The sequence below is a fragment of the Undibacterium parvum genome (genome assembly GCF_003955735.1).
Lineage (GTDB): Bacteria > Pseudomonadota > Gammaproteobacteria > Burkholderiales > Burkholderiaceae_D > Undibacterium > Undibacterium parvum.
Genome location: NZ_CP034464.1, coordinates 1,379,266 through 1,392,581 on the forward strand (window position 1 = coordinate 1,379,266; position 13,316 = coordinate 1,392,581).

Here is a 13,316-nt window from a genome sequence, read left to right on the forward strand (position 1 = left end):
CGAAGACAGTACTTTAGTACGGCAAGAAGGATACAACGACGCTGGGGCGGTTTTGCGTAAGTCCCACATATAAAAAAACGCTCAGAGTCTAAACTGACCCCTGAGCGTTTTTTTGTAAGCTAGATACTTCCTAAGGCCTGCAGCGAGGTCAAAAATTTCTCTACGTTTTGGTAACCGATGACGCGCGCATCGATTAATTCTTGCCCTTGCTTATCAAAAAAAATGATGCCCGGTGGCCCGAACAAATTAAAACGTTTTAGCAACTCTTTATCTTGCGCATTATTTGCTGTGACATCGACCTGCAACAACAAGATCTTGTCTAGCTTGGCTTTGACTTGCGCATCACTGAAAGTAAGTTTCTCCATTTCTTTGCAGGACACACACCAATCCGCATAAAAATCGAGCATTACCAACTGAGCTTTGGATTGCAGTAAAACCTCATTCAGTTCGCTCAGTGATCCTATGCGCTTAAAATTCACCGTATGCGCTGGCGCACCAAACAGATGCGCAACTGGCGCATAGACGTCACGCCCGCCAGTACTTACCCCTATCAATTGGCTCAGGCCTAGCAGCGCGAGCGTCACTGCGAAAACTTTCGACGGCAAGCCTCCTCTGTGAATAAACAATTGATATCCAGCATAGCCCAACAACAGTGCGGCCCAGCCAACCATTTGCGCCCACGCCGGAATGACGGGCGACACCATCCACAAAGCCATCGCCAACATTAAGACACCGAAGAAACGTTTGATCGCTTCCATCCACGCGCCCGCACGCGGCAACAGGCTACCGGCCGAAATGCCCATCAATAATAAAGGCACACTCATGCCCATCGCCATCGCAAACAAGGCGCTACCACCGACCAGCACATCACGGGTTTGACTAATGTAGACCAGCGCGCCCGCCAGCGGCGCCGCAACGCAAGGCCCGACGATGAGCGCCGAGATCGCCCCCATCAGAAACACGCCTATGAGTTTGCCGTTGCGTTGCCCCTCAGAGACCACAGTTAATTTAGTTTGCAAAGCGCCAGGAACCTGTAATTGATAGACCCCGAACATAGACAAGGACAAGCCCGCCATTAGCACGGCAAAGGCGCCGAGCACCCAGGGATTTTGCAAAGTCGCAGCCAAGCCCTCACCGATTAATCCAGCGGCAACCCCGAGTGCGGTGTACACCAATGCCATCCCAAGCGCGTAACTGAGCGAAAGAAAAAATCCCCGGCTACGTTTAATGCCTACGCCTTCGCCCACAATGATGAAGGACAATATAGGCACCATAGGCAAGACACAGGGCGTAAAAGCCAGGCCTAAGCCTAATAGAAAAAACAGCGGCAATATCGCGATTAACTTACCGCTCTTTAGTGCTTTGCTGATGCTATAGCTATCACTGGTGCCGGTGCTCACCGCTTTAGGCTGGGCGTCTAGCTCTGTGGTTAGCAAAGCGGCGTCTTTGCCATTCGGGATAGTGCTTGCAACGGCACTTAGCTTCACGCTAGTTTCCATCGGTGGATAACACAAACCTTGATCCGCACAGCCCTGGCGGCCCAGCTTTAGGACAAAGTCAGCACTCACTTGCACGGGAATATTTACCACTACGCGACCGCGGTAAGTCTCGACTTCTTTTTGAAAAGTTTCATCGAATTTGACTTTGCCAGGAGGCAGTTGAAACTCGCCCAAGTTCGCCCCTTCCGCCACGATCTTCACGCGGTCCCGATACAGGTAATAACCATCGGCAATCAGGAAGGTCACTTCCGCCATACCAGGCTGGGCCATGTGCGCCTCGACCTTGAACGCCTGCTCAGGATCGAGAAAGTCGTCTGCAAGACTAGGCTGCGCCGTTGCAAACAAAAATAGCGCGGCAAAGATCGGCAAAGAAGCACGAAAAAAACCACGCTGAATATAACTAAAGCTACTCATAAAAAACTTCATGCGCTTCCCAGGTTACGAAACAAAAAATGAAACTGACTGAAATGCCCGTCTAACAGTATACCCAGACATTTTTATAGAGACAGCTATGATGCCAGAATGTTCCAGTAAGCAAACCAGATATCGACAATTTCGTATCCGCTTCTGCGAATAATCAAATCCACTCGTCGTTAGTCTGGCGAATACGATTAATATTACACGCGCAGTAAATAAACTCTGGTGTTTAAAAAAAGCAAAAAGCCGTTCAGCTTACACTGAACGGCTTTCAATTTAAGCGACCCAAAGGCCGTTTAATTATTCTGCTACTGGCGCGTCGTCAGCATCAGAGATTTCTGGTCTGTCCATTAGCTCAACATAAGCCATAGGAGCGTTGTCGCCTACGCGAAAACCCATTTTCAGGATACGCAGGTAACCGCCGTTACGATTTGCGTAACGTGGACCGAATTCAGCGAACAATTTCAAGACCATTTCACGATCGCGCAAACGCGCAAAAGCCAAACGCTTATTTGCCAAAGTGTTTGTTTTACCCATAGTCAGAATCGGCTCGATAACGCGGCGCAATTCTTTTGCTTTAGGCAAAGTTGTTTTGATGGCTTCGTGACGCAGCAACGATACTGTCATGTTGCGCAGCATAGCCAAACGGTGGGAAGAGGTACGATTCAGCTTACGTAAGCCGTGACGATGACGCATGATATTTCCTTTCGTGTTTTAAAAAAATCCAGCTCTTCTATCGCTAACAATTTAGCGCGGACCGGTATATGCTTTACTACAATTACCGGGCAGACAGAGCCTGCCCTTACTACAAATTTCAAATTACTTTTCTAAGCCTGCAGGTGGCCAGTTTTCCAACTTCATACCTAAAGACAAACCACGGGAAGCCAATACTTCTTTGATTTCATTCAAAGACTTACGACCCAAGTTTGGAGTCTTAAGCAGTTCGTTTTCGCTACGTTGGATCAAGTCACCAATGTAGTAAATGTTTTCTGCTTTCAGACAATTCGCCGAGCGAACTGTCAATTCTAGATCGTCAACTGGACGCAACAGAACTGGATCAACCGCAGGTGCACGTGATGGCGCTTCTGCAGCGGCTTCAGTACCTTCCAGAGCAGCGAAGACGTTCAATTGATCAACCAAAACACGAGCCGACTGACGAATTGCTTCTTCAGGTGAAATCACGCCATTTGTTTCGATATTGATGATCAACTTATCCAGATCAGTACGCTGTTCTACACGCGCTGATTCAACCGAGTAAGAAACGCGGCGAATCGGTGAGAAAGACGCATCCAAAATGATACGACCAATTGTCTTGTTCGCATCTTCAGACAGACGACGGACGTTACCTGGCACATAACCACGGCCTTTTTCGACCTTGATCTGCATGTCCAACTTGCCGCCAACGGTTAAGTTTGCGATCACGTGATCTGGATTGATTAACTCAACATCATGTGGCAAATCGATATCCGAAGCCAAAACTGGACCTTCGCCATCTTTTTTCAATGTCAAGGTGACTTCATCGCGGTTATGCACTTTGAAGACGATACCTTTCAGGTTCAACAAGATGTCGACGACGTCTTCTTGAACACCATCGAGCGTCGAATATTCATGTACAACACCAGCGATAGTAACTTCTGTTGGTGCGTAACCCACCATAGAGGACAGCAATACACGGCGCAGCGAGTTGCCCAAAGTGTGGCCAAAACCACGTTCGAACGGCTCCATCACAACTTTCGCATGACCGGCACCTAGCATTTCAACATCAATAATACGTGGTTTAAACAGATTGTTCTGCATGAAATATCCTTTTCAATACCCTCGGCTCATTACACCGATAAGGCTGATGGCTGCAAAGAAAAAAGCCTGCCTGTCGAAAAACAGGCAGGCGGTAAAACTTGAATATTAACGTGAATACAATTCGACGATCAGGGATTCGTTGACATCGTGGCAGATATCGCTGCGATCTGGCATGGACTTGAAAGTACCTTCCATTTTCTTGGAATCAACAGCAACCCAAGATGGCATACCGATTTGTTCAGCCAAAGACAGGGCCTCAACGATACGCACTTGCTTTTTCGATTTTTCACGAACAGCAACTACATCACCAGATTTAACTTGGTAGGAAGCGATGTTAACAACGATGTTATTAACAGTAAATGCTTTGTGGCTAACCAATTGACGCGCTTCTGCACGTGTGGAACCGAAGCCCATACGATATGCGACGTTATCCAAACGGGATTCCAGCAATTTCAACAGAGTTTCGCCAGTATTGCCTTTTTGACGATCAGCTTCTGCGAAATAACGGCGGAACTGACGCTCCAAGATACCGTACATACGCTTAACTTTTTGCTTTTCACGTAATTGATTACCGTAGTCAGAAGTACGGGCGCCAGACTTAGCACCGTGTTGACCAGGTTTTACATCTAATTTACATTTAGAATCTAAAGAACGACGTGCGCTTTTCAGAAACAGATCCGTGCCTTCGCGACGGGATAATTTTGCTTTTGGTCCAATATAACGTGCCACGATATTTTCCTTTTATTAATGACGCAAGCAGGAACATCATCCTGCTGCGCTAGTCTGATCTGCAATCGAACAGACGGTGGTCTTACAAAAACTACTAAATTCTGCGAAAAAACAGAAAACCCACCAATTGAATTGGCGGGCTGTATTCTAACGCTAAATCTACCAGAACACCAGCAGCTTTCGCTACTGTTTTAGATACGACGACGCTTTGGAGGGCGGCAGCCGTTATGTGGAACTGGAGTAACGTCTTGAATCAAGGATATTTTAATACCCAAGTTGTTCAAAGCGCGAACCGAAGATTCACGTCCTGGGCCTGGACCCTTGATGCGAACTTCCAGATTTTTGATACCGCATTCAACTGCAACTTTACCTGCAGCTTCCGCTGCAACCTGAGCTGCAAACGGTGTCGACTTACGCGAACCTTTAAAACCAGCGCCACCAGCAGTTGCCCAAGACAAAGCATTGCCTTGACGATCAGTGATCGTGATGATGGTATTGTTAAAAGAAGCGTGAACGTGTGCGATACCTTCAGCGACATTCTTTTTAACTTTTTTACGAGCGCGGGCTGCGTTTGCGTTATTTTGTGCTTTTGCCATAATTGTTTCCTTAAACCCAGCAGTGCTGGATTATTTCTTCAATGATTGCGCTGCTTTACGCGGACCCTTACGCGTACGAGCATTCGTACGTGTACGTTGACCACGGCAAGGCAAACCCTTACGATGACGGAGGCCGCGGTAGCAACCTAAGTCCATCAAACGCTTGATGTTCATCGAGATTTCACGACGTAGATCACCTTCGACGATGAATTTTGCAATTCCGTCGCGAAGTCTTTCTAATTCGCTATCATCCAGATCTTTAACTTTTTTATTCGTTAAAACACCGGTTGCTTGGCAGATTTTCTCTGCGCGTGGACGACCAATACCATAGATAGCTGTTAAGCCGATTACGGTATGCTGATGATTTGGGATATTAACCCCTGCTATACGTGCCATTCGTTATCCTCGATAAATAACGTTAATTAACCTTGGCGCTGCTTATGGCGTGGTTCTGTGCATATAACACGAACAACACCCTTGCGCTTGATGATCTTGCAATTGCGGCAGATCCGCTTAACTGATGCGAGAACTTTCATTTTTGCCCTCTTTCCTTCTAGTTCATTTAAATTTACTTGGTTCGGAACACAATGCGTGCCCGGCTCAAATCATAAGGCGTCAATTCTACTGTCACCTTATCACCAGGAAGGATACGAATATAATTCATTCGCATCTTCCCAGAAATATGGCCAAGCACAACATGCCCATTTTCCAACTTAACTCGAAATGTTGCATTCGGAAGATTCTCTAGAATCTCGCCCTGCATCTGTATAACGTCGTCTTTTGCCATTCGATCTGCTGTTCCTCTGGGCGATTACCGCGAAGGAATTCCGCCCTTGAAATTTGCTTTACGAAGAAGCGATTCGTATTGCTGTGACATTACATAATTTTGCACTTGAGCCATGAAGTCCATCGTCACTACAACGATAATCAAAAGTGAAGTACCACCAAAATAAAATGGAACTTTCCAATATGACATCATGAATTCAGGCACCAAACACACCACCGTAATATACAACGCACCTACCAGTGTCAAGCGCATTAAAATCTTATCGATATAACGCGCCGTTTGATCACCTGGACGAATACCCGGCACGAATGCTCCGCTCTTCTTTAGGTTATCGGCTGTTTCTTTGCTATTAAACACAAGAGCTGTGTAAAAGAAACAAAAGAAAATAATTGCGCCAGCATACAAGAGGGCATGAATCGGCTCCCCTGGCCCCATCGACGCAGCAAGATCCTTAAGGAAACTGATTACTCGACTATCCGAATTTTCAACCCCCTTAGTGAACATACTGATAATCGTCGCCGGAAACAGAAGTATTGAAGAGGCGAAAATAGGTGGAATTACTCCAGCCATATTCAACTTCAACGGCAAATGACTACTTTGCCCACCGTAAACTTTATTACCCACTTGGCGCTTAGCGTAATTCACCAATATCTTACGCTGTCCCCGTTCGACAAAAACAACTCCGTAGGTCACAGCAGCGACAATCAAGCAAACTATCAACGCTGTAAATGGTGCCATCGAACCAGTGCGAACCAACTCGAACAAACTTGCTAATCCATTCGGCAAACCAGCAGCAATACCAGCAAAGATAATGATAGATATACCATTTCCCAAACCACGTTCAGTAATCTGCTCGCCTAACCACATCAAAAACATGGTTCCGGTTAACAAAGTAACGACCGTCGTAAAGCGAAACGCCATACCAGCATCAATCACCAAGCCAGGCTGAGATTCCAACCCAAACGCGATGAAATACGCCTGCAGTGTTGCCAACAACAAAGTACCATAACGCGTATATTGAGTGATTTTTCTACGGCCAGATTCGCCTTCTTTTTTAAGCGCCTCTAACTGAGGAGAAACAATCGACATCAATTGCATAATAATTGATGCCGAAATATACGGCATGATACCTAGAGCAAAAACTGTAAAACGCTGTAATGCCCCACCAGAGAACATGTTAAACATACCCAAAATACCACCTTGGTTCTGCTTAAACAATTCCTCTAGTGCTGATGGATCAATACCAGGAACTGGTATATGCGCACCAATGCGGTAAACAACTAATGCAGCCAACAAAAACCAAAGTCTTCCCCAAGGAAATCCATTTGCTGCACTCTTAGTCTGTTGTGGAGAAGTTGCCAATTATTGCTCCTGTTTCGACTGAATCAAGCAACTGCTTTAGCAGGTAATTTCTTAACCACTGGTGCAATAACTACTTCAGTCACTGTACCGCCAGCAGCTTCGATTGCAGCTTTAGCGCCCTTAGAGGCGATCAAACCGTTCAAAGTTACCTTTTTCGTGATAGAGCCTGACAAGATAACGCGCACTACACGCGCCAATTGCGACACTACGCCCGCTTGTTTTAATGCAAGAATATCGATCTCAGTAACTGGAAGATTTTCCAAATCCGTCAAACGAACTTCAGCCTTGTAAGGCGTAGCCAAAGATTTAAAACCACGCTTAGGCAAGCGACGTTGCAAAGGCATTTGACCGCCTTCGAAACCAACTTTGTGAAAACCGCCTGTACGTGACTTCTGACCTTTATGACCACGGCCCGATGTCTTACCTAAACCAGAACCGATACCGCGACCAACACGACGTTTGTAGTGTTTTGCGCCATCAGCAGGTTGAATTGTATTCAATTCCATAATTTGCTCCGATCGCAAGCCTTGCGGCTTACGATACAACCTTCACAAGATACGAGACTTTATTGATCATGCCGCGTACGGATGGAGTGTCTTCCAATTCGGAAACCGAATTAATACGACGCAAACCCAAACCGCGAACGGTGGCGCGATGAGACTCACGAGTCCCGATCAAACCTTTGACCAAAGTTACTTTTACTGTCTTTGTCATTTCGCTCACCTTAGCCCAGAATTTCTTCTAGCGATTTGCCACGTTTAGCAGCAATCTCTGATGGCGTACTCATCTTGGACAAACCATCCAGAGTCGCACGAACCATGTTATAAGGATTAGTAGAGCCGTTGGATTTAGCAACGACATTCACTACGCCTAAAACTTCAAAAATTGCGCGCATTGGACCGCCCGCAATAACGCCAGTACCCTCTTTGGCAGGCATGATCATCACTTTAGATGCGCCATGCTGACCAGTAACAGCGTGCTGCAAAGTGCCGTTTTTGAGAGTAACTTTAATCATCTTGCGACGCGCTTCTTCCATCGCTTTTTGTACAGCTACAGGAACTTCTTTCGACTTCCCTTTACCCATACCGATACGGCCATCACCGTCACCAACGACAGTTAATGCTGCGAAGCCCATGATACGACCACCCTTAACCACTTTGGTTACACGGTTGATCGCGATCATTTTTTCGCGCATGCCATCATCCGGCTTGTCGGCTGCCATTTTCGATTGCATTTTTGCCATGATGAATTTTCCTTAGAACTTCAGGCCAGCTTCACGCGCAGCTTCCGCTAACGCCTTGACGCGACCATGGTAACGGAAACCGGAGCGATCAAACGCGACTTCGGTAATCCCTGCTTTCAACGCCTTCTCTGCAACACGCTTGCCGACCAGTGTAGCGGCAGTAGCGTTGCCGCCATTACCTGACGCTGCTGCCAATTCAGCACGAACTTCTGCCTCTAGCGTAGATGCTGAAGCCAAAACTTTGGCATCAGAATCAATAATGCTTGCATAGATGTGCTGATTCGTACGATGCACTGCCAGGCGAGTCACCTTGAGTTCTGCGATCTTGGCACGGGTTTGAGTCGCGCGGCGCAGACGTGATTGTTTCTTATCCATCGTCAACCCCTATTACTTCTTCTTGGTTTCTTTAATCACAACCACTTCGTCCGAATATCGAACGCCTTTGCCTTTATAAGGCTCCGGTTTGCGGTATGCACGGACTTCAGCAGCCACTTGACCAACAACCTGCTTATTAATTCCTTTGATCAGAATTTCAGTAGGTGTTGCCGTTACAACCGTAATGCCTTCTGGCATCTGGTGAACGCATGGGTGCGAGAAGCCTAGCGACAAATTCAATTTATCGCCTTGTGCTTGTGCTTTATATCCAACGCCGACCAAGTTCAATTTCTTTTCGTAGCCTTTTGTGACGCCGATCACCATGTTATTAACCAAAGCACGCAAGGTGCCGGTCATAGCATTGGCTTCGCGACTATCATCAGCCGGGGAAAAGTTAAGAGTACCATTATCGTTAGCGACTGCTACCAAGCCATTCAGGCTTTGTGTCAGAACGCCCATTGGGCCTTTTACTGTAATCTGCGCTGCCGAGATTGCAATTTCTGCACCTGCTGGCACCGCGATTGGCATTTTACCTACTCGTGACATCTTGCACTCCTTAGGCGACGTAGCAAATTACTTCGCCACCGACACCGGTTGCGCGCGCTTTGCGGTCAGTCATAACGCCTTTTGGTGTGGACACAATGGCCACGCCCAAACCGTTCATAACACTTGGAATCTCGTCTTTACCTTTGTAAATACGAAGACCTGGGCGTGAAACACGCTCCAAACGCTCTATAACAGGACGTCCTGCATAATACTTCAAACCGATTTTCAATTCGGACTTACCAGCGGCGTCAACCACTGCGAAATCCTCAATGTAGCCTTCGTCCTTCAGTACAACTGCTATTGCAATTTTCACCTTAGAGGACGGCATTGCAACGGCAGTTTTGTGAACTACTTGCGCGTTACGGATGCGTGTCAGCATATCGGCGATAGGATCGCTCATACTCATTGATATTCTCCTATTACCAGCTGGCTTTAGTCATACCCGGAATCTCACCACGCATGGCGAATTCACGGAGTTTAATACGGCCCAAACCAAACTTACGGAATGTGCCACGTGGACGACCTGTCAATGCGCAACGATTGCGCTGACGTGTCGGATTAGAGTTACGTGGCAATGCCTGCAACTTCAGACGAGCTAAGTAACGCTCCTCTTCAGTCTTTGATTGGTCATCAATGATGGCCTTCAATTCGGCGCGTTTGCCAGCGAATTTCTTCACTAGATCTGCACGCTTTTGCTCACGATTAATCAGTGCCAATTTTGCCATGGCGACCTCAGTTTCTGAACGGAAATTTAAATGCGGCGAGAAGCGCTTTTGCTTCTTCGTCGGTCTTTGCTGTCGTAGTAATACTGATATTCATACCACGCAACACGTCGATCTTGTCGTACTCGATTTCAGGGAAGATAATTTGTTCCTTGATACCGATATTGTAATTACCACGACCGTCAAACGCACGACCAGACACACCACGGAAATCACGAACACGTGGCAATGCCACTGTAACGAAACGATCCAGGAATTCATACATCTGAGCGCCACGCAAAGTCACCATACAACCAATCGGATAACCTTCACGAATTTTGAAGCCAGCAATCGCTTTACGCGCTTTGGTGACAACTGGTTTTTGACCAGCAATTTTCGTCAAGTCACCAACTGCGTGCTCGATGATTTTTTTGTCGGCAATCGCTTCAGACAAACCCATATTCAGGGTAATCTTCAGAAGACGAGGCACTTCCATTGGACACTTGTAAGAGAATTTCTCTGTCAAGTCACCAACGACTTTTTCTTTATAAAATGCTTGTAGACGGGCCATGACTTTATGCCTTCACAACTTCGCCAGTTGACTTATAGACGCGGACTTTACTACCATCCACAACCTTAAAGCCAACACGGTCTGCTTTACCAGATGCAGCATTAAACAATGCAACATTTGACACATGTATTGGCATTACTTTATCAACAATGCCACCAACTGCACCAGTCATTGGGTTAGGCTTAGTCGCTTTTTTAGCAACATTAACACCTGCAACAACAACGTAATTTGCATCAACGCATTGCTGCACTTGACCGCGCTTACCTTTGTCTTTACCCGTCAAGACGATGACTTCGTCGTTTTTACGAATCTTATTCATCTGGACTCCTTACAGTACTTCAGGAGCTAGCGAAACGATTTTCATAAAACGCTCAGTACGCAATTCACGCGTTACTGGGCCGAAAATACGTGTTCCGATTGGCTCGAGTTTTGCATTCAACAACACTGCAGCATTGCCATCAAACTTAACCAGGGAACCATCTTGACGACGAACACCCTTAGCAGTTCTTACAACAACAGCATTGTAAATTTCACCCTTTTTTACGCGACCGCGAGGCGCAGCAGATTTAACAGTGACTTTGATAACATCACCAATACCTGCATAACGACGCTTAGAGCCGCCCAATACTTTAATACACAAAACTTCGCGTGCACCAGTATTGTCAGCTACTTCTAGCCGGCTTTCTGTTTGAATCATAATGTTCTCTTTCCCAACTTAATCCGCACAACTCGCACAAAGCAAATCTGCAGTCAGTTTTGGTCCCGCCAGCCAACTCACTTGTTGTCGGAATTCACAACCAACAATGCACGAGCCTACTGATTAGGTGGACGATTTTTAACCACTTCCACAACACTAGATTGTGCTGCAAAAGACATTTAGGCTGTTATTTACAAAGTTTGTAAATAACAGCCCATCATTATTACATCAAAAAACTAATTGTGCAATAAATTTATACAACCTGTGCAACTTGAACCACACGTGTCACAGTCCAAGCTTTAGTCTTGGAAATTGGACGACCTTCTTGAATCTCAACTGTGTCGCCAATCTTTGCCTGGTTTTCTTCATCGTGCGCATGGTATTTCGCCGAACGCATGATAATTTTGCCGTACAAAGGATGTTTAACATGACGCTCAACGACCACTGTTACGGTCTTGTTCATCTTGTCAGACGCAACCTTGCCAATCAATGTGCGCTTCAGTGCGACTTTTACTTGATCGTTCATTATTTGGCATCCTTCTGATTCATGACGGTTTTTACACGTGCGATGTCACGACGCACTTTTTTCAACTGTGAAGTATTATTCAGTTGCTGAGTAGCGATTTGCATACGCAGACTAAATTGAGCCTTCAACAAGTCATTCAGCTCTTTTGTCAAAGCTGCTGGATCCTTGCCTTGGAGTTCAGATACTTTCATTTACAACTCCCTTATTGGCCGACTTGACGCACGACGAACGTAGTCAATAACGGCAGTTTAGCTGCGGCCAAGCGAAACGCTTCGCGCGCCAGCGTCTCATCGACGCCATCCATTTCATACAGCATTTTACCAGGCTGAATCTCGGCAACGTAGTACTCAGGATTACCCTTACCATTACCCATACGAACTTCAGCAGGTTTTTGCGAGATTGGCTTATCTGGGAAAATACGAATCCAGATACGACCACCACGTTTAATGTGGCGTGTCATAGCGCGACGCGCAGCTTCAATTTGACGCGCAGTAATACGACCGCGACCAATTGCCTTCAATCCAAATTCACCGAAAGAAACAGCAGTACCACGGTCATGCGAGATGCCCTTGTTACGGCCTTTTTGCTCTTTACGGTACTTTCTGCGTGCTGGTTGCAGCATGATTATTCTCCTGCTTTCTCAGCTGGAGCTGTCGCAACGCCTGCCGGTTTAGCGTGAACACGCTTTGCCGCAGGAGCTGCCACACCAGCTGGAGTTTGACCTTCAGGACGCTTGGCACGAGGACGGCTGCTAGGCTTACCATCATCACGACGAGGACCACGACGTTTTTTGTCATCTTCTGGAGTGGATTCAATAACTGGAGCGTCGCCATTTGGCAAACGATCACCCTTATAAACCCAAACTTTGACGCCAATAATACCGTAGGTTGTCGATGCTTCGCTGAAACCGTAATCAATATCAGCACGCAATGTATGCAGAGGCACGCGGCCTTCACGATACCATTCTTTACGTGCGATCTCGATACCATTCAAACGACCACTAGACATGATCTTAATGCCCTTAGCACCCAAACGCATCGCATTTTGCATCGCGCGCTTCATTGCGCGACGGAACATGATACGTTTTTCGAGTTGCTGGGAAATAGAATCAGCGATTAGCTGAGCGTCGATTTCTGGTTTACGAATTTCTTCGATATTGACATGCACAGGAACGCCCATGATTTTGGCGAGCTCTGTTTTCAACAGTTCAATATCTTCGCCTTTTTTACCAATTACAACACCTGGACGGGAGCTATAAATAGTAATGCGAGCATTTTTTGCCGGACGCTCAATAGTAATACGACCTACAGATGCGTTCTTCAGTTTCTTCTTCAGATATTCGCGAACACGCAAATCCTCAAGCAGCATAGTAGCAAAATTACCATTGCCAGCATACCAACGTGAAGACCAGTTACGCGTTACCGCAAGACGAAAACCGGTTGGATGTATCTTCTGTCCCATCGTGACTCC

The 13,316-nt window shown here is 46.5% G+C and carries 23 protein-coding genes; all 23 read right to left on the reverse strand.

The genetic code is table 11. The features are described 5' to 3' along the window. Window positions 1-119 precede the first annotated feature (119 nt). Window positions 120-1,925 carry a protein-disulfide reductase DsbD gene (gene dsbD, locus EJN92_RS05825; protein ID WP_126126946.1) on the reverse strand — a complete coding sequence of 602 codons (1,806 nt, stop codon included), beginning with the start codon at window positions 1,923-1,925 and terminating at the stop codon, window positions 120-122. A 291-nt stretch (window positions 1,926-2,216) separates the two neighbouring features. Beyond that, window positions 2,217-2,612 (reverse strand): 50S ribosomal protein L17, encoded by a 396-nt coding sequence (gene rplQ / locus EJN92_RS05830; RefSeq protein WP_126126947.1) that lies wholly within the window; start codon window positions 2,610-2,612, stop codon window positions 2,217-2,219. A 123-nt stretch (window positions 2,613-2,735) separates the two neighbouring features. Further along, window positions 2,736-3,713, reverse strand: a complete 978-nt coding sequence (locus EJN92_RS05835) for a DNA-directed RNA polymerase subunit alpha (RefSeq protein ID WP_126126948.1) — start codon at window positions 3,711-3,713, stop codon at window positions 2,736-2,738. Between the two features lie 105 nt (window positions 3,714-3,818). Further along, window positions 3,819-4,442 carry a 30S ribosomal protein S4 gene (gene rpsD / locus EJN92_RS05840; protein ID WP_126126949.1) on the reverse strand — a complete coding sequence of 208 codons (624 nt, stop codon included), beginning with the start codon at window positions 4,440-4,442 and terminating at the stop codon, window positions 3,819-3,821. A gap of 191 nt (window positions 4,443-4,633) precedes the next feature. Next, entirely contained in the window at window positions 4,634-5,038 is a 405-nt protein-coding gene (gene rpsK, locus EJN92_RS05845; protein ID WP_126126950.1) for a 30S ribosomal protein S11, read from the reverse strand. Window positions 5,039-5,068: 30 nt separating this feature from the next. Next, a complete protein-coding gene (rpsM, locus tag EJN92_RS05850; protein ID WP_126126951.1) occupies window positions 5,069-5,434 on the reverse strand; it encodes a 30S ribosomal protein S13 in 366 nt (121 codons plus the stop codon). Window positions 5,435-5,460: 26 nt separating this feature from the next. Beyond that, window positions 5,461-5,574 (reverse strand): 50S ribosomal protein L36, encoded by a 114-nt coding sequence (rpmJ, locus tag EJN92_RS05855; protein ID WP_014004415.1) that lies wholly within the window; start codon window positions 5,572-5,574, stop codon window positions 5,461-5,463. 32 nt (window positions 5,575-5,606) lie between these two features. Next, on the reverse strand, window positions 5,607-5,825 hold the full coding sequence (gene infA, locus EJN92_RS05860; protein WP_005663428.1) for a translation initiation factor IF-1: 219 nt from the start codon (window positions 5,823-5,825) through the stop codon (window positions 5,607-5,609). A 24-nt stretch (window positions 5,826-5,849) separates the two neighbouring features. Continuing rightward, the gene (gene secY / locus EJN92_RS05865) at window positions 5,850-7,187 is read right to left on the reverse strand and encodes a preprotein translocase subunit SecY (protein WP_126126952.1); all 1,338 of its coding nucleotides are present in this window, start codon (window positions 7,185-7,187) and stop codon (window positions 5,850-5,852) included. A 23-nt stretch (window positions 7,188-7,210) separates the two neighbouring features. Further along, on the reverse strand, window positions 7,211-7,693 hold the full coding sequence (gene rplO, locus EJN92_RS05870; protein WP_126126953.1) for a 50S ribosomal protein L15: 483 nt from the start codon (window positions 7,691-7,693) through the stop codon (window positions 7,211-7,213). Between the two features lie 28 nt (window positions 7,694-7,721). Beyond that, window positions 7,722-7,901, reverse strand: coding sequence for a 50S ribosomal protein L30 (gene rpmD, locus EJN92_RS05875; protein WP_126126954.1), 180 nt, complete (start codon window positions 7,899-7,901; stop codon window positions 7,722-7,724). 10 nt (window positions 7,902-7,911) lie between these two features. Continuing rightward, window positions 7,912-8,430, reverse strand: a complete 519-nt coding sequence (gene rpsE / locus EJN92_RS05880; protein WP_126126955.1) for a 30S ribosomal protein S5 — start codon at window positions 8,428-8,430, stop codon at window positions 7,912-7,914. Between the two features lie 12 nt (window positions 8,431-8,442). Beyond that, window positions 8,443-8,805 (reverse strand): 50S ribosomal protein L18, encoded by a 363-nt coding sequence (rplR, locus tag EJN92_RS05885; RefSeq protein ID WP_126126956.1) that lies wholly within the window; start codon window positions 8,803-8,805, stop codon window positions 8,443-8,445. A 12-nt stretch (window positions 8,806-8,817) separates the two neighbouring features. After that, entirely contained in the window at window positions 8,818-9,351 is a 534-nt protein-coding gene (gene rplF, locus EJN92_RS05890; protein WP_126126957.1) for a 50S ribosomal protein L6, read from the reverse strand. Window positions 9,352-9,361: 10 nt separating this feature from the next. After that, window positions 9,362-9,757, reverse strand: coding sequence for a 30S ribosomal protein S8 (gene rpsH / locus EJN92_RS05895; protein WP_126126958.1), 396 nt, complete (start codon window positions 9,755-9,757; stop codon window positions 9,362-9,364). A gap of 13 nt (window positions 9,758-9,770) precedes the next feature. Then, on the reverse strand, window positions 9,771-10,076 hold the full coding sequence (gene rpsN, locus EJN92_RS05900) for a 30S ribosomal protein S14 (protein ID WP_126126959.1): 306 nt from the start codon (window positions 10,074-10,076) through the stop codon (window positions 9,771-9,773). Between the two features lie 7 nt (window positions 10,077-10,083). Continuing rightward, a complete protein-coding gene (gene rplE, locus EJN92_RS05905; RefSeq protein ID WP_126126960.1) occupies window positions 10,084-10,623 on the reverse strand; it encodes a 50S ribosomal protein L5 in 540 nt (179 codons plus the stop codon). 4 nt (window positions 10,624-10,627) lie between these two features. Further along, the gene (rplX, locus tag EJN92_RS05910; RefSeq protein ID WP_126126961.1) at window positions 10,628-10,942 is read right to left on the reverse strand and encodes a 50S ribosomal protein L24; all 315 of its coding nucleotides are present in this window, start codon (window positions 10,940-10,942) and stop codon (window positions 10,628-10,630) included. Between the two features lie 9 nt (window positions 10,943-10,951). Then, window positions 10,952-11,320 (reverse strand): 50S ribosomal protein L14, encoded by a 369-nt coding sequence (gene rplN, locus EJN92_RS05915; RefSeq protein WP_006464924.1) that lies wholly within the window; start codon window positions 11,318-11,320, stop codon window positions 10,952-10,954. Window positions 11,321-11,573: 253 nt separating this feature from the next. Then, on the reverse strand, window positions 11,574-11,846 hold the full coding sequence (rpsQ, locus tag EJN92_RS05920; RefSeq protein WP_126126962.1) for a 30S ribosomal protein S17: 273 nt from the start codon (window positions 11,844-11,846) through the stop codon (window positions 11,574-11,576). Then, complete coding sequence (gene rpmC / locus EJN92_RS05925; RefSeq protein ID WP_126126963.1) at window positions 11,846-12,037, reverse strand: 50S ribosomal protein L29; 192 nt, start codon at window positions 12,035-12,037, stop codon at window positions 11,846-11,848. Before rpmC ends, rpsQ begins: the two co-directional genes overlap by 1 nt. Window positions 12,038-12,048: 11 nt before the next feature. After that, entirely contained in the window at window positions 12,049-12,468 is a 420-nt protein-coding gene (gene rplP / locus EJN92_RS05930) for a 50S ribosomal protein L16 (RefSeq protein WP_126126964.1), read from the reverse strand. Window positions 12,469-12,470: 2 nt separating this feature from the next. Further along, on the reverse strand, window positions 12,471-13,307 hold the full coding sequence (rpsC, locus tag EJN92_RS05935; protein ID WP_126126965.1) for a 30S ribosomal protein S3: 837 nt from the start codon (window positions 13,305-13,307) through the stop codon (window positions 12,471-12,473). Window positions 13,308-13,316 lie beyond the last annotated feature (9 nt).

Excerpts from the sequence above, each read along its gene's own strand:
- dsbD (WP_126126946.1), bottom strand. The coding sequence starts at position 1,925 with ATGAAGTTTTTTATGAGTAGCTTTAGTTATATTCAGCGTGGTTTTTTT.
- rplQ (WP_126126947.1), bottom strand. The coding sequence starts at position 2,612 with ATGCGTCATCGTCACGGCTTACGTAAGCTGAATCGTACCTCTTCCCAC.
- EJN92_RS05835 (WP_126126948.1), bottom strand. The coding sequence starts at position 3,713 with ATGCAGAACAATCTGTTTAAACCACGTATTATTGATGTTGAAATGCTA.
- rpsK (WP_126126950.1), bottom strand. The coding sequence starts at position 5,038 with ATGGCAAAAGCACAAAATAACGCAAACGCAGCCCGCGCTCGTAAAAAA.
- rpsM (WP_126126951.1), bottom strand. The coding sequence starts at position 5,434 with ATGGCACGTATAGCAGGGGTTAATATCCCAAATCATCAGCATACCGTA.
- rpmJ (WP_014004415.1), bottom strand. The coding sequence starts at position 5,574 with ATGAAAGTTCTCGCATCAGTTAAGCGGATCTGCCGCAATTGCAAGATC.
- infA (WP_005663428.1), bottom strand. The coding sequence starts at position 5,825 with ATGGCAAAAGACGACGTTATACAGATGCAGGGCGAGATTCTAGAGAAT.
- rplO (WP_126126953.1), bottom strand. The coding sequence starts at position 7,693 with ATGGAATTGAATACAATTCAACCTGCTGATGGCGCAAAACACTACAAA.
- rpmD (WP_126126954.1), bottom strand. The coding sequence starts at position 7,901 with ATGACAAAGACAGTAAAAGTAACTTTGGTCAAAGGTTTGATCGGGACT.
- rpsE (WP_126126955.1), bottom strand. The coding sequence starts at position 8,430 with ATGGCAAAAATGCAATCGAAAATGGCAGCCGACAAGCCGGATGATGGC.
- rplR (WP_126126956.1), bottom strand. The coding sequence starts at position 8,805 with ATGGATAAGAAACAATCACGTCTGCGCCGCGCGACTCAAACCCGTGCC.
- rplF (WP_126126957.1), bottom strand. The coding sequence starts at position 9,351 with ATGTCACGAGTAGGTAAAATGCCAATCGCGGTGCCAGCAGGTGCAGAA.
- rpsH (WP_126126958.1), bottom strand. The coding sequence starts at position 9,757 with ATGAGTATGAGCGATCCTATCGCCGATATGCTGACACGCATCCGTAAC.
- rpsN (WP_126126959.1), bottom strand. The coding sequence starts at position 10,076 with ATGGCAAAATTGGCACTGATTAATCGTGAGCAAAAGCGTGCAGATCTA.
- rplE (WP_126126960.1), bottom strand. The coding sequence starts at position 10,623 with ATGGCCCGTCTACAAGCATTTTATAAAGAAAAAGTCGTTGGTGACTTG.
- rplX (WP_126126961.1), bottom strand. The coding sequence starts at position 10,942 with ATGAATAAGATTCGTAAAAACGACGAAGTCATCGTCTTGACGGGTAAA.
- rplN (WP_006464924.1), bottom strand. The coding sequence starts at position 11,320 with ATGATTCAAACAGAAAGCCGGCTAGAAGTAGCTGACAATACTGGTGCA.
- rpsQ (WP_126126962.1), bottom strand. The coding sequence starts at position 11,846 with ATGAACGATCAAGTAAAAGTCGCACTGAAGCGCACATTGATTGGCAAG.
- rpmC (WP_126126963.1), bottom strand. The coding sequence starts at position 12,037 with ATGAAAGTATCTGAACTCCAAGGCAAGGATCCAGCAGCTTTGACAAAA.
- rplP (WP_126126964.1), bottom strand. The coding sequence starts at position 12,468 with ATGCTGCAACCAGCACGCAGAAAGTACCGTAAAGAGCAAAAAGGCCGT.
- rpsC (WP_126126965.1), bottom strand. The coding sequence starts at position 13,307 with ATGGGACAGAAGATACATCCAACCGGTTTTCGTCTTGCGGTAACGCGT.